Below are 19,297 nucleotides of genomic sequence, written 5' to 3'. Positions count from 1 at the left end.
AACAAGGCACCCAACATGACCCGAAACAACAAAGATCAGAAGGGCGCGGAATACTTCACCCGCGCTCTTCGCCTTCCAGAGAAACCCCGCCAGCTTGTCGATGCTGGTCAGGCTTATGAAGCAACCCGGAACGCCAGATCGCTAGCAGCGCGTGAGCTTTCCGATATGCGGATGACCCGCAGCAATGCCGAGCTAGGCGTAACCGTTCAGTCGATCCCTACCCAGGCCCAGATTGATGATGCAGCCGACAATCTGGCCGAGCTTGTCAATCAGGATACCGAGACAAGCGGCACCTTCAACGCTCTCAATCGTGAATACGTACAGACCGCAAATCAGGCACTCCAGCCAGTCTATCAGGATTATGCCGTCGCCGTGCTCGAAGCTGTGGAGCGCCTCGATATCCTCCTGAAAGTTGGTGAAGATTTCCACCGTGATGCCGTTCGGGCCGGTGTGTCTCCAGATCATCCAGCAATTTGCGGCAGCAAGGGCCAGCGCGGCCTTGTCGACAACTCCCTGAAACTTGCCCGGAGTTGGTGCCGATGATCTTCAGCATGTTCTCAGATGATGGCATCAGCCTGGAGCCGACCGAAGCCGTGAGGCAGCGCAATCTCAAGCTTGCCGAGCGTCACCGCGCCAAGGGCGATTATGTCCGTCATATCGAGATCGACATCAAGGGATCGATCACCGAAGAGCTATTCTGTGATGTCGTTGAAAAGCTCGCTTCGGCACCGGCAGCCCATTCGATCGATCTGATTATCGATTGCCCCGGAGGCGAGTGCTTCCCGGCAATGTTGCTACACAAGCAGCTTCGCGACCATCCCGCCGGACGCAAGACTGCTCATATCGTCGGTAGCTGCGAAAGCGGTGGCCTGTTGATCGCACTGGCGGCAGATCGGCGGATCGCCAGCCGGACATCCTCATTCCTCATCCATCAGTCACGATGTGGGGAATACTCGGTCACATCTTGGAAGGCCGGTGATTTCCAGCGTCAGGCAGATCAGTTCCGGGCGATTGACGCGGACATGTTCGCCCTGATCGCGCAGCGCACCAATCTGGACGTTTCCACGATCCAGAACATCGCGTCCGACGAAGAACCTTCATCAATCGAATGGTGCCTTCAGAACGGCGTCATACACGAAATCGCGGAGGACCGGACATGAGCCTGCGAGACTTAATCAAGAACGCCTCACCGGAGCTTTTGAAATCGTCCGTCCAAACGGGCGTTTTCTATGAGGCGATGGCCGAAGTCATGGACGCATTCAATGCGGTCAAGAAGCGGCTGGATGCCCTGGAAGAAGGCGGCATCAGATATCGGGGCGTCTATCAGCGAGCACAGCCATACTCGAAGGGCGATGTCGTCACCTACAACGGCAGTGCATGGATCGCTCTCCGCTCTCTCAAGGAAACCGAAGAACCCAGCACATGCGACGGCTGGATGCTCATGGTGAAGAAAGGACGTGATGCGTGATGACGGATGATGAATTTGAAAAGCGAATGGTCTCAGCGATTGAGAGAGCGCTTCAAAAGGCGGGTTCCGATAATGGGAGCGATAAACCCGTTTCTCTTCAGGAAGCATTTGATCAGGGCTTCGAAGCCATGAAGGGCTACATCGATCGGTCGTTTGACGAAATCCAAAAGGAACTGAGCCACCTGGCGGAACGCATCGCGGCGGTAGAGGAAAAGGCCGGAGATCCTGCACCATGACCCTAAATAAGGAAGAGAAGGACGCCTCATTCGATAAGCCGATTGAAGACCTATTCGGCATGGACGCTTTGGATAAGCTCCAGAGAGTGGAAGAAGAGTTCGGTATCCGCGCCAGGTACGAGGTCGAGCTATTCCTGCGAGGCTATGCCTGTGCCACCGAGTTCATGGGGCGCGAGCCTACCAAGGCAGAGCAGAAGGCAATCTTCACCGCCGTGAAACGCCGCACGGATGGGATGACATTCTGATGGCTAGACCTAAGCTGAAGATGATGAAGCCGCTGGTCTCGACCATGCAGCCTCGCCTTGGTCCCGCACCTGGTAGCCAGAAGAGCCGTGACGCACACCGCGTGAAGGTAGAGCCGTGGCGTCGGTGGTATCGCATCGCCCGGTGGCAGAAGCTTCGCATGAAGATATTTACCCGCGACCTGTTCACCTGTCAGATGTGTGGACGGCTTGAGCCTGACACCTCCAAGCTGGTTTGCGATCACCGCGAACCACATGGCGGCTGTGAGACCAAGTTCTGGGATGAGACGAACCTGCAATGTCTCTGCAAGACTTGCCACGACGGCGAAAAGCAGCGCCTCGACCATCAGATGAGGGCCTATCGATGACCGGGGGGGCCGTTCTGATCCTAAATCGGGCCTTCAGCGCGTACCCACGCCCAAGGCATCCGCATAATTTTTTCCCTCGGACCGAAATTGTTAAGCGAAACGGCGGAATGACCGAAAAACCATCCCCACGCTTGATCCTGAAAATCCGGGCTTCTGACCGCGCCACAATGGCGGCGGCACCCCATTTTTATTCGGAGAGTTAACATGAACACCGAAACCGCGAAGGCGTTAACAGTTAACGCAAAGATCAACGGCAAGCAGGTCAATATCGGTATCCAGCGTCATGCGCTGCCATACTTCGAACTGGACCACGGCGCGGCCTTTCCGACGCTTCAGCGACTGATGCACAATGGCTGGAGCGTGGATGATGTCACCAACGTTCTGAATTTCGCCGTCCGAAAGCAGCCCACCGAGGGCATGGACGCGATGCAGTGGCAGCTATTCAACAAAACTGGGTTGCTGAAGCGGCAGGACAAGCAGCCCACCATCATTGACGATGCGGTCAAGGCGAACGGCGCAGGCACATATGCTGTTCTCGCCTCCATGGTCCTCTATGCGGCGCTATACGGACTACCGCCAGAGGATGCGCATTTCGATGACGCGGAAGCGCAGGGAGAAGCCCATGGCTAAAGGCTGGTATCTGAGCGGTGAATTTAAGCGGCGTATGCTTCGGTTGCCTGAAAAGGTCCGCAAGGACACTAATCGGGCCATAGAGCAGAACGCCGACGAATGGGTGCGTGTGTCCCGCAGCATGGCCCCGGTCGATCCGAAGGACGGCATCCATCTGAAACCGAGCATCCGCCATTACGAGACCGAGACCGGCGGTCAGGTTGTGCGGGCTGGCGGTGAAGCCACTACGCGCCCCGTCAAGGACGGCCAGAGCGCGACATACGATTACGCGCTGGCGCAAGAGTTCGGCACCCAGGAGATGGCGGCTAATCCCTTCTTCTGGCCCGCTTATCGCCTGTTCAAGAAGAAGTTCGCGAGCCGCCGTAGCCGTGCCATGAACAAAGCAATCAAGGATTTCAACAATGGCCAATGAACCCGCACTGTATGCGCGCATGGAAATGCGTGTTAGCCAGGCCGAAAAGCAGATGGCGAAGTTTGCGCAGAAGCTGGACAGCCAGATGGGCGGCATGGAGAGCCGCACCAACCGCGCCGCGAAGAATATGGAAAGCTCGCTTAGTCGCGGCTTCTCCAAGATGAAGGGCATCGTTTCCGAATTTGGGAAGGGCCTGTTTGCGGGCATCGCTGCCGGTGGCGTGGTTGGTCTCGCCACGAGTGTCCAGGCTGTTACAAAGTCATTCGCTGATCTTGGTCGCGAAGCTCAGACCGCCGGTATTAAGGTCGAGGATTTCCAGAAGTGGCGTTATGTGGCCGATCAGAACCGTATTGGCATTGACGCCCTGATTGACGGTTTCAAGGAATTGAGCCTCCGGGCTGATGAATATATCCAGACCGGCAAGGGGTCGGCAGCAGAGAGCTTCCAGCGTCTCGGTATGTCACCGGCAGAGGTGAAGGAGCGCATCAAAGACCCCTCGAAGTTCATGCTTGAACTGATCGACCGTACCCGCCGTCTGAAGGACACAGCGGCAGGCGTCCGCATATTCGATGAACTTCTAGGCGGTCAGGGTGGCGAACAGTTTGTCAGGCTTATTGAGCAAGGCCGCGAGGGCATCACCGCCACGCTCAACGAAGCCGAGAAGATGGGCGCTGTCTTCGATGCTGAATTCATCAAGAAAGCCGATGAAATCGACAAGGCTTTTAACCGGCTGGCGACCACGATGGGTACGGCGGTCAAAGGAGCTATCGTTGAAGCAGCAACCGCGCTGCAAGGTTTCCTGTCATCGTGGAAGAGCCTTGAAGACAAAACCCTGTCTGGCATCAATGCCGAACTGGACACGCTTTCGAAGCGCAGGGAACAGCTTCTTGCTCAAAAAGGTGGATGGGAAGATAGCGTTCTCGGCGTCATTGGTAAGGATGCAGCTACAGAGCTAAAAGCCGTAGACGAACAGATGGCGCGCCTCCAGGATCGCAAGGACGAACTAACCGCGGTCAAGCTCGACACCATCACAATTGAGCCGCCGGTAAAGCCATATATCCCGCCTGAAACCACGAAGAAGGGCAAGTCGGATGAGGAAAAAGCGCGTGACAGGGCAGCCAAGGCCGCAGAGCGCGAGCGAAAAGCGGTACAGGATTTAATCGCTGACCTTCAGTTCGAAGCGTCTCTGGTGGGCAAATCGGCGCTGGAAAAGGAGAAGATGACTGCTCTTCGCCATGCTGGCGCAGCGGCCACGGCGGCAGAGAAGGCCCAAATCGAGCAGCTTGTGGAGGCAAACTACAAGGCGACCGAAGCATACGACAGGCAGCAGGCAGCTATTCAGGAAGTCAACGATGCTGGCCGTGAGTTCGCCGGTACGCTCGTGTCTGGCCTTCTCAGTGGTGCAAAGGCTTCTGATGTCCTGTCCGATGCTCTGGGCCGACTGGCTGACCGTTTCCTGAATTCGGGTCTGGATGCTCTATTCGGAGGCGGTGGCAGTGGCGGGATCGGTAGTATCTTCAGCAGCATATTCGGCGGTGGCAGTTCCGACCCATGGTCCGGTTTACGGCTGGCAGGCGGCGGTCACGTGCGCGGTCCCGGTTCCGCGACATCTGACAGCATCTTTGCAAAGCTCTCCAATGGCGAGTTCGTTGTGAACGCCAAGGCGACGAAACAAAACCGGGGCATTCTGGAAGCAATCAATAACGGCATGTCTTTGGACCACTTCGCGACCGGCGGATACGTGCCTGGCGGTGAAGCTGGGGCCGAATGTGTGCTGGCGATAGGAGGCCGGGCATGAGCGCGTTAGCTATATCAGTTGGAACAGACGGCATTCTCGTTGCATCGGATGGGGTTTGCTACACCTACGAGACAGGCGAGGTCTCCGGCTTCGTCTCCAAGGTCATCTTGTTACCGGAATTTGATTGCTTCATCGGCTCAACCGGCGCGGGCGCATTCGCCGTTGCCCTGCGGTGGGAAGTCAACCAGCAGATCAACAGCTTTGACGATCTGGTGGAGGGAATAGCAAGCTTCTGCGAAACTGTTCATCGCAAGCTTTTCACCGACGTCTGGGGCGAATGGTACCGAGGCCCGATTAGCGAAGTCTCTTGCGTCATCGGTGGATGGTCCGACGCAAGGCAAGCGTATGAGGCGTACCGAGTGGTTAGCTATGAAAAGCCGAGTGTGAATATGAGCGACGGCGGGTCTCTCACCCTAGAACCCTTCGTCCGGTATCCTCTGCCCGCTGCAACATGGTGCAATCATCTGCCAGATACGATGCACGAATTCAATCTCGTGCCGCCGCTGCCCAACGAAGATACGGGCGATATTCTGTTGCGGCTGGTATGTGCTTGCCGCGCCGATAGCGCGTTTGTCAAAGGTGAGGAAGAACGCGAGGGCGATAATCGTCATTACATGGCTGGCGGTTTTATTCAGATGTCCGCCATTCAGCAGGGACATACGCAATCGTGGATCGCTCATAGGTGGCCCGAAGATCAGATCGGCAAGCAGATCGACCCGAACGGGCCGGAACGCTACCCGGAATGGCTGAAAGAGCGCTACGAGCAGGCCAAGGCAGTTAGCGAGGTGGCGGCATGACATCACCGTCCCTTGAGCTACAAAGGGCCCTATACGACCGTCTCAAGGCCGACCCGGCGTTGTCCGAGATTATTGGTGGCCGTGTCTACGACATCGTGCCTGAAGGCGCGGCATTCCCGTATGTCTCGTTCGGACCGTTCGATGAATTGAGCGATGACGCGCAGTGCATCACCGGCTTCGAGATCAGCATCCAGCTTGATGTCTGGTCGCGATCCGTAGGCTTTCCGGAATGTCGTCAGGTTGGCGATCTGGTCAGGCGCGCCGTTCTCGGTGCCACAATCGAACTCCCTGACAATCGGCTCGTATCGATCAACCACCGGCAGACCATGACAATGCGTGATCCTGACGGGCTGACCAGTCACGGCATCATCAACTTTGTCGCATTCGTTGAACAGTCGGAATAGGACACCAGATGACAGTAGAAATCCGCGTTGCTACCACCGATGACAAGCCGAGACTGCTGGAGATGGCGGCGAAAGCCACTGAGGAGGTGTCGCCGTTTCCGGGCGATCCATCAGTTATCGAGGCGACAGCCGACAAGGCTCTTTCCGATCCTGATTTTTTGGTTCTGTCTGCAAAGACATACACCGATGACGGTTTAGAGACGGTCGGCTTCTTCTGTGCGCGTGTCGGTAATGGCCTATTCAGCACGGATCGGGAAGCGGAAGAGATCGCCGCGTATGTCGAGCCTGAGTATCGGGACGGTCACGCATTCGACGGCTTCCTTTCGTTCTACGAGACATGGGCGCGCAACAAGGGAGCCAAGCAGATTAAAATGCCTGCGCCCCGCAAGGGCTTTGAACGCATTCTTGAGAAGCGTGGTTATACGTCGGAAAACACACAGTTCTTCAAGAGGATCGAGGGCGGGGTCCTCTGATCCCCGCCACCTCTCCATCTGGAGACCCGTCAGCCCAGTTCATGCATCCATCTGCAATTGAGAAAAAGGGGGCGGGCATTCTCGGAATAATCGGCATCCGATCCCAGACCCGCCCGACAAGACAGCAATCATAAAACGTAAGAAAAATGAAAATTGTCGCGGTTTATGGAAAATAGTCTGGGCGTCGGGTACGCAGACACGTGCCTGCCTGACTGCCCGATACGCCCCCCCCTTTTATTGAATTGCGGATACGTGCGCTGTCCTGGCGCACGGGTCTCGGATACCGATCGGTGACAGTTTAAACCTCCCCCCGCCGCCTATTCCGTCAGTCCGCAAGCCAATATCGCGGGATTGATTGTCCTCTCATGCGGTGCGACGATCCTATTCATCCGCACAGCTTCAGCGTGGCCGTCGATGATGCTCCCCAGCCGATAGAAGCCCTTGCGCCTATCTGGCTTGATATAGCCTTCTGTGACCAGTTCCTTGAAAGCGATATCGCTTATGTGCAGCACCCGCGCACCATCGTATCGGTTGATGAGCATGGAGCGGATAGGCTTGTTGAGCTTCGACATGGGCAATCCACAACTGTTCAATATATGCGATCAATTATAGCGCATTGTTCACAAGATGTGATATATTCTGCGCAGTCTCCAATTCAGCAAGCAGGCCGTTCACATGACGACAGCACATGAGCTTTGCGCAGAGTTCGATATCGAGATCATTCCCGGTACCCAATACCCGCTACCCGGCCAGACACGCGCCGTTGCCACGATCAACCGACTGATTGAAAAGTATGGTGAAGGTCACGCCCGCATCGTTCTGTCCACCCTGGCAGAAGCAGCGGGAAAGCAGGGACTGATTGACAAGTACAGCCTATGGGCCGTGAGCGATCTTGTCCGGGCCTGCTCTGACTGGATCGAGACCGATCTATCAAGCTGGTATGAGGCCTGGGATCAGATGCCTATGGGCTTTGCTATGTGGGAATGTAACCAGCTATCAGGCACCGTTCCTCATCGTGCGGGACTTGCTGGGATGCTCTATCTGATGCTTTCCATGCATAGAAGCGCAAAACGGGCCAACAAAGCGCCGAATTACAAAGCCCTTATGAAAGCCTACGACGAAGAGAAATCGCTTCACCGGGCAACCTCGCAGGAACCAGTAGCCAATTCAGACGAAGGGCCGATGTTCCAGCCCTATACGCGCCACACAGACGCGCAGTTGATCGAGATAGGGCGATTTCTCATCCAGAATAAGCAATCGCTGCCATACGGTGAATTTGGGCCGTGGGTACGGGATAAGACCGGGCTGTCATACAAGACTGCGCTGAAAGCTATGAGACTGGCGCAGGCGGCTTAGGCCGCTACCCCCTCGCCAGAATATGTATTTTAATATCGAAGCCGTCATCATCATTGTTGTTCATTGATGAAAGCAAGCCAACCAAAGTATCGTCCGAATTATTCATGCCGATCTTATAGGCAAGCTTTTTAGGCACATATCCAATGTGACGATTAACCGAACGGCCTATCTCCTTCCAACATCCATAAATCTTGATTGCATATTCATCGACCTCATTCTCAGGTTCACGAATAAGCTGGATGCCAATATCATCAAGTTCATCGTCGGATTTTTGTGATTTAACGATGGCGCGGCCAAAATCAGCCACATTATCAGCTCTCGTGCCGGTTCCCATTACCAGAACATCAGATGCTAAAAGCTCCAGGCCATTCTTTGCTGCTAATGCTGCAAGTTCGTTGTGCTTCTCGTCTCGGTCGTGATCAGGTGTGGCGTGATCAAGTTTGATGCCTTTGCCTCGCAATTGTTCCGCAACGCCTATAATCAGATCAGACCATATGTCTTCAATCGTCTCAGCAACTTCGATCAGGCCGTCATAGACATCTTCGTCCAAATCTGCCGCATCTAATTTCTCGACAAACTGGTCAAATTCTTCGCTACCCTTAACCACCAGCTTATAAAGCCTATTCCCCTGATCGATGGTAAGGTTCGGATGCTTGAGCGCTTCAACCGTTTGCGCAGCGATCCTTTTTGCGAAGTCGCCCTTTGCTTTAAGTGTCCCCAGCCAATCCATTCAGCCTACTCCCCCTGTTTGCCGCAAGCTGGCAGAGGCGCGACGGGCGGTCAAGGGGTATGCCCAGATTTGGGCAGACCTAACGCGCCCAGATTTGGGCCGGCTGAAAGTTTCCCCAACTGGGGAAACATTCTGTGCAAATTTCGCATACATTCATCAAAAGGTGAGAGTTTCCAGAGTTCTGGAAACTACGGACGGTAGCGGCCCTACATTTTGGGACATTCGGCAAATTTGCCAGATGTTCGGTATGGGCCAACGTAAGCGCCAAATTGGCGGATACGCAAACCCGACACCGTGTCGCTTTTCAAAACGACAAATACCGTCGCTTTCAACCATTCGATTTGAGCGAAAGGTTGCTTAGGCTTTCAGCCGTACGCCGGGACCGCCATCGCGATTATCCCCGTTGGCGAGAAACACAATCCCCCTACCCTCTAGCGCCAACTGAATAGCCGAAAGCGTGGACGCCTTCGGATCAGCACTGCCGCGCTCGATATTATTCAAGCCCGTCGTTGACAGGCCAGCCAATTTTGCGAGTTCGGCTTGGGTCATTCCCAGCATCGCTCGCGCTCCGCGTATCTGTTCTGGTGTAATCATGTTTATTTTCTACACCGCGATTGTTTTTTTATCAAGTGGGCTTGACGATGATTGCAATTATGATTAATTCAATCTTACTTGATAAATTAACAAGTGGAGATTGAAAGATGCCGACACAACCAAGTCAGGCAACCGCCGAAGGTATGCCGAAAAACGAACGTCCCATCGACCGAGCAACCCGCCTCGCCTACGAGCTTTCCGACGCTCTGGACGAATATGCTGACGGTACAATGATGGCAGCAGTCACGCCACGCAATCGCTCAACTGGTTGCCCGGTACTCTTTGGTCCAATTAGCACTCACCGCGCCATGGTGGGCTTGCAGGCAACGAATACACAGCCATCACATGATCCACTGCTTGAAGCGATCGACGCTTATCTGGCTGGCCTGGATGACTTCAACAAGAACGCCCCCCAGGGCAATGAAGAGGCGCAGGCATATGCCGAGGTGTCTTATGGTCCACCGCTCGAAGTTCTCTGTAACTGGACACAGCCAGCATGGACCCGTCAGGGCGCGTTGAAAGCCTTGCAGATCGCAATGGCCGACAGCAACGGCGTTTATGGCTCGGAAGCTGCCGAACGCATGATACGGGCCGCTATGGGCTACCTCGCAGGCATTCAGAATTATGGAGCGGTCACATGCGAGTAACAGGCCCCGCAGTGAAACGTCTTCGCCGCTTGATGCTGGAGCAGTGGATTGAAGAAATGATCTGGTATCTCGACCGGATGGATGGCGATCCTGATTTAGAGGATGACGAAATCGAGGACGAGAATGAGCACGGCGGCGAAGTGACAGATGAGCCGCATGATCATAGCGACAGCGGCGACGATGAACTGACGCTTGGCTGGCCTGAACAGGTCACACAGCGCGGCATAGAAATGCCGGAACCATTCTCGGCAAACTATGATACCGACGACAGCCACGCCGATTATGGCGGGCCTCGCTCCCTCAGCTTTGACGGTAGTGGCTACCGGCAGGCGAGAAATGATCTTGCTAGGCTTGTCCGCCGCCGGAGGGCCGTCCAATGGCCTTCGTGAGAATTATCAGTGCGCGATGGGTTCTCAGGGCAGCAAGATGGTTCGCTGAACTGATTGCACCTGAGATCAGAACGCCAGTACCCAGCATTGCAAAAGAGTACCCATACGGTACCCACGACACAAACGCCCGAACAAATCAGTAGAGGAGTTACCGTAAATGTTTGATTTTGTTGGAGATTTTGGTGAGCGCGTTGGGGTTCGAACCCAAGACCTACTGATTAAAAGTCAGTTGCTCTACCGGCTGAGCTACGCGCTCCCTGTAGGAGCAAATCGCCCCCGGAAGTGCGGCGAAACATAAGGGCGGCTTACGGATTGGTCAACACCATAAAATCAGGTTTCTTCAACATAAATTCAAAAAAATCACAGGTTTGGGATACTCCATGCCAGACCGCCTCTTCCATATGCCGGTAAACAGGCGCTTTTCATGCTCGTTTGGATACTTAACACCCTGAGCAGAGGGGCGATTCTGAACCGCGAGGTGCCTAACCAGGACTATTCAGCTCCTGCTTCTCCGTGCCGGGCCTTGCCGCCCGCTCTTGCTACAGCTAGTTTCATTCCAATGACTTAATCTGCGTGGTGCTTCATGTCTCTGGCCACCAAGGCATTTTCTCATTTCCGACGTTCCTTGTCCGGCGTGGGTATCGCGCTCGGAACACTGTTTTTCGCCGCAGCCCTCACCCCCAGCCTTATCCCGCGAACCTACGTCATGCAGGGAATTCTCGGAGGTGTCGCCTTCGGAGCCGGTTATGGCATCGGCGTATTGTGGCGCTGGCTATGGCATTATCTGGAATTGCCTGAACCCCGGAATCGGCTGCGCAGTCGGGCCAATCTTGTGGTGGGTTTGGTTTGTCTCGCCGTGGCCGTCGTAGCACTCTATTTTGCCGCGGGCTGGCAGAACTCAGTTCGTGCAGTCATGGATATGGAGCCGGTGCCCAGCGCCTATCCAATGAGTGTCTCCGCGTTAGCTGTGCTGACATTTCTGGTTCTGCTAATTCTGGTTCGCCTTCTCATTCTACTAGGGAAATTCGTCTCCGCCAAAGTACAACTCGTTATGCCTCGCCGGTTAGCCAATGTCCTGGGCATTACGATCACTGTTGTGCTCATCTGGACCATCGCCAACGGCCTGCTCATCCAGTCCACTTTCAAGGTTCTGGATCGTTCGTTTCGCGAGTTTGACGCTCTGATCGAACCGGATCGCCCACAACCGACATCACCGAACGAGACTGGCAGCGCCGCTTCGCTTTTACACTGGAACGAGCTTGGGCGGGCTGGACGTGAGTTCGTTTCCTCGGGTCCCGGAGCTGCCGATATTGCTGCCTTGACTGGCGAAAAGGCTATAGACCCGATACGGGTCTATGCAGGTCTGCAAGTAGCCGATACGCCTGAACAACGAGCCGAACTAGCACTTGAGGAACTGAAGCGTCAGAACGGTTTTGAACGTTCTGTGCTGGTCGTCATCACTCCAACCGGTACAGGGTGGGTAGATCCAGCAGCCATGGACGGACTGGAGTTTCTGCACAATGGCGATGTGGCCAGCGTTGCCATGCAATATTCCTATCTTTCCAGTCCCTTGTCGTTGTTGTTCCAACCCGAATACGGAGCAGAAGCGTCCCGAGCTCTGTTCATAACCGTCTATAATTACTGGAAAGAACTTCCGCACGATCAGCGCCCACGTCTGTATCTCTATGGCTTGAGCCTTGGGGCGATGAATTCTGAAGTCTCAGCCGAGCTTTTCGAAATGCTTGACGATCCAATCAACGGTGCCTTGTGGAGCGGGCCACCTTTCCCGAGCAGGGACTGGAAAGCCATGACCAGACGAAGAAACCCTGGAACTCCAGAATGGCTACCAGTGTTCCGAGACGGCTCCTTTGCCCGCTTCATGAATCAGCATGGTGAAGCGCCGGGAAATGGAACCCGCTGGGGGCCGTTGCGGGTGGTGTATCTGCAATATGCCAGCGATCCGGTGACATTCTTCGACAGTCTATCGTTCTATCGTCAACCTGACTGGATGCAAGCACCGCGCGGACCGGATGTTTCACCGGAACTGCGGTGGTATCCTGTCGTGACCATGCTGCAATTGGCACTAGATATGGCTTTTGGGACCGCCACGCCGATAGGACACGGGCATGTCTATGCTCCGGAACACTATGTCAATGCGTGGCTGGAAGTCACCGACGTGACCGGATGGGACGCAGACAAGATCATGAGGCTAAAGCAGCACCTGCGCCAGAAAATGGATGGAGAAAACGTCGAAGGTTATGACCAGCGCGGGGGGTAGAACACATCCCGAAAAGGATGAAACGCTTTTCGGGATGTGCGTCAAACGTGACAGTCACGACCCAGCTGGTCTCTCTGCAACTATATCAATAGTCAGGTGATTTCTGCTGCGTCTGGGAATTGCTCAGGTTCAGCATGGGTATTGCTCCATTCGGTAGCATCGTGCTTGGCAGCTGGCCGTCCCATCGTTCTGCTTGCGTCAGTGCGACAAGACCTGGATTGTCACGCAGTGCATCGCCACGCGCCTTGATCGCGGTTGCTTCCGCCTCGCCCTTTACCCGTATCGCTTCTGCGTCGGCTTCAGCCTGCAGACGAACCGCATCGGCCTGAGCCTGGGCTTCGGCACGGCGTGCGTCTGCTTGAGCCTTTGCCTGCGTCACGGTGATTTCAGCCTGTACCTTTTCGCGCTCTGCATTCTGGCGGAGACGTTGCACTTCAACTTCGGCCAACATACGCTGTTCGATGGACTGCTCATAGGAGTCCGAAAAATCGATATTCTCGATCTGCACCGTGTCGATAATAACCGGACCGCGTACACTGCTCTGAATTGCCTCCGCAATTTCCTGATTGAGACGGCTACGCTCCTGAATGGCTTCCACAGCATTGAATTTGCCGAAAACAGTCTTGCTTTCCTCAAAAACGCGTCGCTCGACAAGGCGGGACAAGAGGCCGTCTTCACCGCCGTAGGTCGCGTAGACTTCCTCCACACGGTCTGGCGGAATGCGATAATTGACCGACAGGTTCATCGTAGCTGGTTGCTGATCGCGGCTATAGGCTTCCATGCTGTTATAGATCGCAGCCTTGGATTGCACCGATATTCGCACAATCGAATCGATCACCGGAATTTTGAAGCCCAGCCCCGGTTGTGCAACGCCGGAAACCGCCCCATAGCGCAAAACAACGCCGCGCTCACCTTCGTCAATCGTGTACCAGGAACCAAGTACTACGCTCAGTACGCCGAGTATAACTATACCGGCCAAAGCCTTGGGTAAAATCTGGCGCATCCCGTCTCCTTTAGCGCTTCGTTATGAAATGGGGAGACCGAAAGCGATTCAACAAATGCACCCCGGAATCTTATCCCGCCGCCTTTTAGAATGCACTGATATGGATGACAATTACTCACGGATACAGTTGATAGACTTAGTCCACAAAAACAAAGCCGCCCATGAAGGGCGGCTTCATTGAGTTTAACAAATTTCCACTGTCAGTATGGCGAATAACACTGCTGACGAGGACCGTTATACGGCTGGAAAGTGTTGTCGGAAGCCCGATAGGACCGATAACGATTATAACACCACTGGACATGCGAGTTGCTGTAACCGTAAGCAGGCGCGCGATAGACCGGTGGGGGCGGCGGAGCTGCAATTGCACCACCAATGATTGCGCCAGCGCCGAAAGCTGCGAGCGGATACCACCACCCATCATTGCTGCGACGATAGCCATGACGGTAGTGCCGATAACCGCGGTGTCCATTCCAATAGCCAGGTCCCGGACGATGAGGACGACCATGCCAGCCCGGACGATACCCAGGTCGGTGTCCACCCCAGTTTCCATGTCCTGGCCCGCGGCGCCAGCGGTCATCGCGGACCTGCTGAACATTCTCATTACTTGCCGCAGGCGCAGTTGGCATCACAGGTGCAGCCGAGACCGGCACCATTGCGCCGATCAGAAAGCTTGCACCGACGAGGCCAACCATCATCTTTTTGAAGGTGTTCATCCTGTGCTTCTCCATTTCAATGATGCCATCATTGCTTTCCGTTTATGAATGCACGCTGAATATTGTCGGTAAATTATGTGCATGCCTTATTTTCACGTCGCAATGCATGGCCATTCCATCAATGATTTAACGAAAGAGCCAATATTTTCGTTCGAGCTACTCCATTATTTTTGTTCGCAAATTAAGCGACAATGAGATAACTTGCGTGAATTAGGACAGCTTGTAAGCGTTTTCAGCGAGTGGGGTTTGCATTGGCAACAAGAGTACAGCCGTCCGTGAAAGTTTTGGGAGCATCTTTCTCCCAGGAAGCGAATCCCTTCACGGCAGCGGTTGAACTGACGCCCATGCCAATGCTCATCACAAATCCGCGTCTGCCGGACAATCCGATCATCTTTGCAAACGAGGCCTTCCAGAACCTCACTGGTTACGAGGCCGACGAAATCATCGGGAAGAACTGCCGCTTTCTTCAAGGCCCTGGCACAGACCCGAAACATGTCGAGATCATCCATTCGGCATTGGAAGCCGAACAGTCCGTTGAGATCGATATTCTCAATTATAAGAAATCTGGCGAGCCGTTCTGGAATCGACTTCATATCTCCCCGGTCAAAACCGAGAATGGCGAACTTCATCACTTCGTTTCGTCGCAGCTTGATGTGACGCTGGAACTCGGCAAACTGGTTGAGCTCGAAAAAGAACGCGAAACGCTCTCAATTGAAAAGCAGCGTAGCAGCGATCAACTCCAGTATATCGTTGAAGTGGCGAATGTCGGTTTCTGGACGCGGGATTACACGACCGGGGAGATTAGCTGCTCGGCCGAATATCGTCGCATTTTCGGACTGACGCCGGACGAACCAGTCAACTACGACAAGATCATCGACATGGTGGTGCTTGAAGACCGGATAACGCTTATCCAGCGTTCGCAGGAATCTTTTGCCACAGGCAAATCTTTCCGGGTTGAATATCGCATTACCAACAGGCTGGGACAGGTGCGCTGGGTGGAAACACGAGCCAAAGCTCTCCTCGGCAAATCACCTGCGCTTCTGGGTATCGTCATCGACGTCACCGAACGCAAAAAAGCCGAGGCTGACAAGGCACTTGTGACCCGCGAAATTTCGCACCGTTTCAAGAACTCAATGGCAATGGTGCAATCGATCGCCAACCAGACCTTGCGCAATGCCACCGATCCGCAAACCGCGAACGAACTATTCAGTGAGCGGCTGCGAGCGCTTAGTCAGGCTCATGACATGCTGCTTCGGGAGGACTGGACGGGCACAACGATCAGCCAGATCTGCGAAACTGCCCTCGCCCCTTTCAACAGCACGTTCGGTCATCGAATCCGAACCAGTGGTCCAGAACTCGTGGTAAGCGACCGTGTAACGGTTTCGCTTTCGCTTGGTTTGTACGAACTCGCGACCAATGCCGTGAAATACGGCGCGCTCTCCAATGAAAACGGCACGGTCCAATTCAGCTGGGATGTGCTCGAAAGGCAGGGCGAGCGAAAATTTCATATGCGCTGGGTTGAAGACGGAGGACCTGCAGTCGAACGCCCTACCCGTCGTGGCTTCGGCCAGCGGCTGCTCTATTCCGTTCTCACGGGCGAACTCAGGGCCAAATGCGACATCAACTTCGCGCCAGATGGACTGGTGATTGACGTCTTGGCCCCTATGACAGCGGATGTATTTCCGCAACTTGACAGTCTTTCCGACACACAAGCCGAGCCAGTATAAAAAAAGCAGCGAAATCGCTGCTCTTTTTCTTTGTTAGTTGTGCGGGCCGCGACGACGTGGCTCGATATAGATTCTGTCGAGATGACGATCACGATCATGGCGCCAGCGGCGATCACGATCCCGTTCGCGATAATAACGTGGTGAGTGACGATCCCATCCGCGACGATCATCCCGCCAGCGGCGATCCGTAACACAGCGACCGCTCGGCGTGCGAACCATGCCGCGACGGCAACGATAGTCGACCTGAATGGCCGAACCAGTGCTATTGGCGGCTACAGCCGAAATCGGAGCCGGAGCAACCGGTGTACCTGCTTCAGCAACAGCGGTAATCGCGAAGAGCGCGAGAGCCGCAGAAATTAACGTAAATCTCATTCCGGAGTCCTTTCCAGAGATGGCCAGAATTGGAATCTTGCCCGCAGATAGGTAGGCCAAACAACCATTTGGTAAAGTCACTTAATCTTACGACGCTCTATCAATCTCGACCGCACTCTACAAAAAGCGCTGCCAATTAAACCAATTACTAACCCGCCATTTTGCGGAGAGACTTTTTAAGAAAGTCGGGATATTAGGTGCCTGTTGAATTCGCACACAGCCCTTTCCAAGCAAAGGGAAAGCCGCAGAATCTCCAATCCGCGAGGCCGATCCGGCACCGGTCCAAAACCGGTAGCGGGCGAAGCTTTGCGGCCATCGCAAGGAGCAGGAACATGGACTATTCGACCTCTGAAATCGACACGACATGGGGATCGAAAACTGGACTGGGCGCAACCCAGACCGAATGGGTCGAGCTGGTCAGCGGCCTGCCCGAAGAACATGCTCTCTTTCTCCGTGATCTGATTGACCGTCACCGCGAGCAGTTTGTCGGTGTTTTCTATAATCGCCTTATGAACAATCGTGATGCAGCGACATTCCTGTCCCAGAAAATGGTGCAGGAACGTTTGCACAATTCACTGAGCGACTGGCTGTTGAAAATGTTCCAGAGAACAGCCGACGATGTTGAGGCATTCATTCGTGAACAGCGCAAGGTTGGCGAGGTTCACGCCCGCATCGATGTGCCTATCCACGTCGTCATGCAAGGCGCGCGCCTGCTGAAAAACGAAATCGTCCGTCAACTGAAACTGGAAACTGCCTCAAGAGAGGTTCTGGCGCGCCTGATCGTGCATGTCAGCAATGCCATCGACATCGCTATCGAAATCATGAGCCAAGCCTTCGTCAAGGACGCGCGCGAAAGTGCCCAGACCGACGAAGCCTACCGGGCTTTCACGCTAAGTCACGATTTTCCGCTTGAACGCGAATCGCAACGTGCAGCGCTTATGGAGTGGAGCCAGTCGCTCCTCTTCAACCTCTACGGCAATTCCGATAGTCCGCTTCACTCCCTTGCAAGCTCGGATTTCGGATTGTGGTTGCAACACAAGGCTGATCTGATGTTCTCCAACTCCGGCACGTTGGAAAACATCCGCCGGAATGTAGAACATATCGACAATGTTCTCCTGCCAGCCATCAACAGCGCACGCAAAGACAACCCCGCCGGCCTTGCGGCTTCGTTGGCACTGTTTCAAACCAAGATCGGTGAAGTGAAATTCCTGCTGTCCGAATTGTTTCAGGCGGCCGCCGCGATGGAAACAGGTCGTGACCCACTGACACGTGCTCTAAACCGGCGTTTCATGCCTTCGATCCTCACTCGTGAAGTGCGCATGGCCTCGCAAAAGGCCATGGATCTGAGCGTTTTGATGATCGATATCGATCACTTCAAGAACATTAACGACACATACGGACACAGCAGTGGCGATGCAGTCCTTCAGCAGGTGGCCGAAGCGATCCTGTCGCTTTGCCGCCCGAGCGACTTCGTGTTCCGCTATGGTGGCGAAGAGTTTCTCGTCGCTCTCGTAGAAGCCGACGAGAACAAAGCTTTTACAATCGCCGAAGAGCTTCGCAAACAGATAGCACAACAACCGTTGAACCTTCCCGATGGCGCACGCCAGTCTGTAACGCTGTCCATCGGGGTTGCAGCATTCAACGGTCATCCCGATTATAGCCATCTCGTCAATGCCGCTGACCGCGCGCTTTATCGGGCCAAGCAGGCAGGACGCAATCGCTGTGAAAAGGAAGTGCCGCTCGCGATTCATTGATCGGGGAGGCATTTTGCCATCTGGCGGTTGCGCTGCAAAACCGCCATATGCTGCCATCATGACGAATAATTCCGCCTTCCCCATTTTCGAGACAGCTTCACAAAAGCCGCGTGAACGCGATGCGCTGGAGGCACATTTCCTGCCGGTTCCGGCGGATGCGCCGCCAGTCGATTGGATCGTTGCCGAAGGGCTGACGGATTATGAAAAAGCACTCGCTTTCATGGAAACACGTGTCCAGGCCATCCGGGACGGCACTGCCAATGAACTCGTGTGGCTGGTCGAGCATCCCTCGCTTTATACGGCGGGGACGAGCGCCAATGCAGACGATCTCCTGACCCCGAACAGTCTACCTGTCTTCAACACGGGACGCGGCGGAGAATATACCTATCACGGACCTGGCCAGCGCGTTGCCTATGTGATGCTCGACCTGAAACGCCGCCGCGAGGACGTGCGCGCCTTCGTGACAGCTCTTGAGCAGTGGATCATCGAGAGCCTTGCCGAGTTCAACGTCAAAGGCGAGCGTCGTGAGGATCGTGTCGGCGTATGGGTTACACGGCCTGAAAAGCCGCGCCTTGCCAATGGCGGCATGTGTGAAGACAAGATTGCTGCTATCGGCATCCGCCTCCGTCGCTGGGTGAGCTTTCACGGCATAGCCATCAATGTCGAACCCGATCTCAGCCATTATTCCGGCATCGTTCCTTGCGGAATCTCGGAACATGGCGTTACCAGCCTTGTAGACCTTGGATTGCCGGTAACAATGGGCGACATGGACGTCGCTTTGGGAAGAGCGTTTGAGACGGTCTTCGGAGCCCGTCAGCTGAAATAGAGCATTTCCCGCAAAAGTGCGAAGCGGTTTTGCGTTGGATAAAGCATAAAATAAAGAGATAGAGCGGTCCCACGATTCCG

The 19,297-nt window shown here is 54.7% G+C and carries 25 protein-coding genes and 1 tRNA gene; 19 read left to right on the top strand and 7 right to left on the bottom strand.

All coding sequences use genetic code 11. The features are described from left to right. Positions 1-15: 15 nt before the first annotated feature. The 12 genes from CES86_RS25590 to CES86_RS25540 all read left to right on the top strand — a co-directional run bounded on the left by CES86_RS25590 (position 16) and on the right by CES86_RS25540 (position 6,828). Entirely contained in the window at positions 16-543 is a 528-nt protein-coding gene (locus CES86_RS25590) for a hypothetical protein (RefSeq protein ID WP_143851109.1), read from the top strand. Further along, entirely contained in the window at positions 540-1,160 is a 621-nt protein-coding gene (locus CES86_RS25585) for an ATP-dependent Clp protease proteolytic subunit (RefSeq protein WP_094515739.1), read from the top strand. The genes CES86_RS25590 and CES86_RS25585 overlap by 4 nt, the downstream gene beginning before the upstream one ends. Next, the gene (locus CES86_RS25580) at positions 1,157-1,468 is read left to right on the top strand and encodes a hypothetical protein (protein WP_094515738.1); all 312 of its coding nucleotides are present in this window, start codon (positions 1,157-1,159) and stop codon (positions 1,466-1,468) included. Before CES86_RS25585 ends, CES86_RS25580 begins: the two co-directional genes overlap by 4 nt. Then, complete coding sequence (locus CES86_RS25575) at positions 1,468-1,704, top strand: hypothetical protein (RefSeq protein ID WP_094515737.1); 237 nt, start codon at positions 1,468-1,470, stop codon at positions 1,702-1,704. Before CES86_RS25580 ends, CES86_RS25575 begins: the two co-directional genes overlap by 1 nt. Beyond that, on the top strand, positions 1,701-1,949 hold the full coding sequence (locus CES86_RS25570) for a hypothetical protein (protein ID WP_094515736.1): 249 nt from the start codon (positions 1,701-1,703) through the stop codon (positions 1,947-1,949). The genes CES86_RS25575 and CES86_RS25570 overlap by 4 nt, the downstream gene beginning before the upstream one ends. Continuing rightward, the gene (locus tag CES86_RS25565; RefSeq protein ID WP_094515735.1) at positions 1,949-2,314 is read left to right on the top strand and encodes an HNH endonuclease; all 366 of its coding nucleotides are present in this window, start codon (positions 1,949-1,951) and stop codon (positions 2,312-2,314) included. The genes CES86_RS25570 and CES86_RS25565 overlap by 1 nt, the downstream gene beginning before the upstream one ends. Positions 2,315-2,518: 204 nt before the next feature. Further along, complete coding sequence (locus CES86_RS27645; protein WP_167387156.1) at positions 2,519-2,944, top strand: hypothetical protein; 426 nt, start codon at positions 2,519-2,521, stop codon at positions 2,942-2,944. Beyond that, positions 2,937-3,356 (top strand): HK97-gp10 family putative phage morphogenesis protein, encoded by a 420-nt coding sequence (locus CES86_RS25560; protein WP_167387155.1) that lies wholly within the window; start codon positions 2,937-2,939, stop codon positions 3,354-3,356. The genes CES86_RS27645 and CES86_RS25560 overlap by 8 nt, the downstream gene beginning before the upstream one ends. Next, a complete protein-coding gene (locus CES86_RS25555) occupies positions 3,346-5,154 on the top strand; it encodes a hypothetical protein (protein WP_094515733.1) in 1,809 nt (602 codons plus the stop codon). Before CES86_RS25560 ends, CES86_RS25555 begins: the two co-directional genes overlap by 11 nt. Beyond that, positions 5,151-5,951, top strand: coding sequence for a hypothetical protein (locus tag CES86_RS25550; RefSeq protein ID WP_094515732.1), 801 nt, complete (start codon positions 5,151-5,153; stop codon positions 5,949-5,951). Before CES86_RS25555 ends, CES86_RS25550 begins: the two co-directional genes overlap by 4 nt. Then, on the top strand, positions 5,948-6,355 hold the full coding sequence (locus tag CES86_RS25545) for a DUF3168 domain-containing protein (protein ID WP_094515731.1): 408 nt from the start codon (positions 5,948-5,950) through the stop codon (positions 6,353-6,355). Before CES86_RS25550 ends, CES86_RS25545 begins: the two co-directional genes overlap by 4 nt. Before the next feature lie 8 nt (positions 6,356-6,363). Further along, the gene (locus CES86_RS25540) at positions 6,364-6,828 is read left to right on the top strand and encodes a GNAT family N-acetyltransferase (protein WP_094515730.1); all 465 of its coding nucleotides are present in this window, start codon (positions 6,364-6,366) and stop codon (positions 6,826-6,828) included. 317 nt (positions 6,829-7,145) lie between these two features. On the opposite strand, the gene CES86_RS25535 is transcribed toward CES86_RS25540, so the two are convergent. Continuing rightward, on the bottom strand, positions 7,146-7,400 hold the full coding sequence (locus CES86_RS25535; RefSeq protein ID WP_094515729.1) for a hypothetical protein: 255 nt from the start codon (positions 7,398-7,400) through the stop codon (positions 7,146-7,148). 103 nt (positions 7,401-7,503) lie between these two features. Here CES86_RS25535 and CES86_RS25530 point away from each other — a divergent pair, with 103 nt between their 5' ends. Further along, positions 7,504-8,184 (top strand): DUF3102 domain-containing protein, encoded by a 681-nt coding sequence (locus CES86_RS25530; protein WP_094515728.1) that lies wholly within the window; start codon positions 7,504-7,506, stop codon positions 8,182-8,184. Between the two features lie 4 nt (positions 8,185-8,188). Here the strand turns inward: CES86_RS25530 and CES86_RS25525 are convergent, their stop codons facing one another. Both CES86_RS25525 and CES86_RS25520 read right to left on the bottom strand, forming a co-directional pair. Continuing rightward, a complete protein-coding gene (locus CES86_RS25525) occupies positions 8,189-8,914 on the bottom strand; it encodes an HIRAN domain-containing protein (protein WP_094515727.1) in 726 nt (241 codons plus the stop codon). Between the two features lie 357 nt (positions 8,915-9,271). Next, on the bottom strand, positions 9,272-9,508 hold the full coding sequence (locus CES86_RS25520) for a helix-turn-helix domain-containing protein (protein WP_094515726.1): 237 nt from the start codon (positions 9,506-9,508) through the stop codon (positions 9,272-9,274). Positions 9,509-9,615: 107 nt separating this feature from the next. On the opposite strand from CES86_RS25520, the gene CES86_RS25515 reads away from it, so the two are divergent. Both CES86_RS25515 and CES86_RS25510 read left to right on the top strand, forming a co-directional pair. Beyond that, on the top strand, positions 9,616-10,155 hold the full coding sequence (locus CES86_RS25515; protein ID WP_094515725.1) for a hypothetical protein: 540 nt from the start codon (positions 9,616-9,618) through the stop codon (positions 10,153-10,155). Then, on the top strand, positions 10,146-10,544 hold the full coding sequence (locus tag CES86_RS25510; protein WP_094515724.1) for a hypothetical protein: 399 nt from the start codon (positions 10,146-10,148) through the stop codon (positions 10,542-10,544). Before CES86_RS25515 ends, CES86_RS25510 begins: the two co-directional genes overlap by 10 nt. Before the next feature lie 180 nt (positions 10,545-10,724). Here CES86_RS25510 and CES86_RS25505 read toward each other — a convergent pair. Continuing rightward, positions 10,725-10,800 (bottom strand) — tRNA-Lys (locus CES86_RS25505). A gap of 327 nt (positions 10,801-11,127) precedes the next feature. Between CES86_RS25505 and CES86_RS25500 the strand changes: the two genes are divergently transcribed. Beyond that, positions 11,128-12,822 (top strand): alpha/beta hydrolase, encoded by a 1,695-nt coding sequence (locus tag CES86_RS25500; protein WP_012093034.1) that lies wholly within the window; start codon positions 11,128-11,130, stop codon positions 12,820-12,822. A gap of 85 nt (positions 12,823-12,907) precedes the next feature. Here the strand turns inward: CES86_RS25500 and CES86_RS25495 are convergent, their stop codons facing one another. Then, positions 12,908-13,825 (bottom strand): prohibitin family protein, encoded by a 918-nt coding sequence (locus CES86_RS25495; RefSeq protein WP_094515723.1) that lies wholly within the window; start codon positions 13,823-13,825, stop codon positions 12,908-12,910. Between the two features lie 200 nt (positions 13,826-14,025). After that, positions 14,026-14,538 (bottom strand): BA14K family protein, encoded by a 513-nt coding sequence (locus CES86_RS25490; RefSeq protein ID WP_010658849.1) that lies wholly within the window; start codon positions 14,536-14,538, stop codon positions 14,026-14,028. A gap of 284 nt (positions 14,539-14,822) precedes the next feature. Here CES86_RS25490 and CES86_RS25480 point away from each other — a divergent pair, with 284 nt between their 5' ends. Beyond that, entirely contained in the window at positions 14,823-16,265 is a 1,443-nt protein-coding gene (locus CES86_RS25480) for an HWE histidine kinase domain-containing protein (RefSeq protein WP_255411955.1), read from the top strand. 33 nt (positions 16,266-16,298) lie between these two features. Here the strand turns inward: CES86_RS25480 and CES86_RS25475 are convergent, their stop codons facing one another. Continuing rightward, complete coding sequence (locus CES86_RS25475; protein ID WP_094515722.1) at positions 16,299-16,637, bottom strand: hypothetical protein; 339 nt, start codon at positions 16,635-16,637, stop codon at positions 16,299-16,301. 332 nt (positions 16,638-16,969) lie between these two features. Between CES86_RS25475 and CES86_RS25470 the strand changes: the two genes are divergently transcribed. Further along, positions 16,970-18,391: a GGDEF domain-containing protein gene (locus CES86_RS25470; RefSeq protein WP_012093038.1), complete on the top strand. Its 1,422-nt coding sequence runs from the start codon at positions 16,970-16,972 to the stop codon at positions 18,389-18,391. A gap of 58 nt (positions 18,392-18,449) precedes the next feature. After that, positions 18,450-19,217 (top strand): lipoyl(octanoyl) transferase LipB, encoded by a 768-nt coding sequence (lipB, locus tag CES86_RS25465; RefSeq protein WP_181834066.1) that lies wholly within the window; start codon positions 18,450-18,452, stop codon positions 19,215-19,217. Positions 19,218-19,297: the final 80 nt, after the last annotated feature.

It is taken from the genome of Brucella lupini (genome assembly GCF_002252535.1).
Lineage (GTDB): Bacteria > Pseudomonadota > Alphaproteobacteria > Rhizobiales > Rhizobiaceae > Brucella > Brucella anthropi.
The sequence above is the reverse complement of the archived record's forward strand: the minus strand, read 5'-3'. Positions and strand labels throughout refer to the sequence as shown.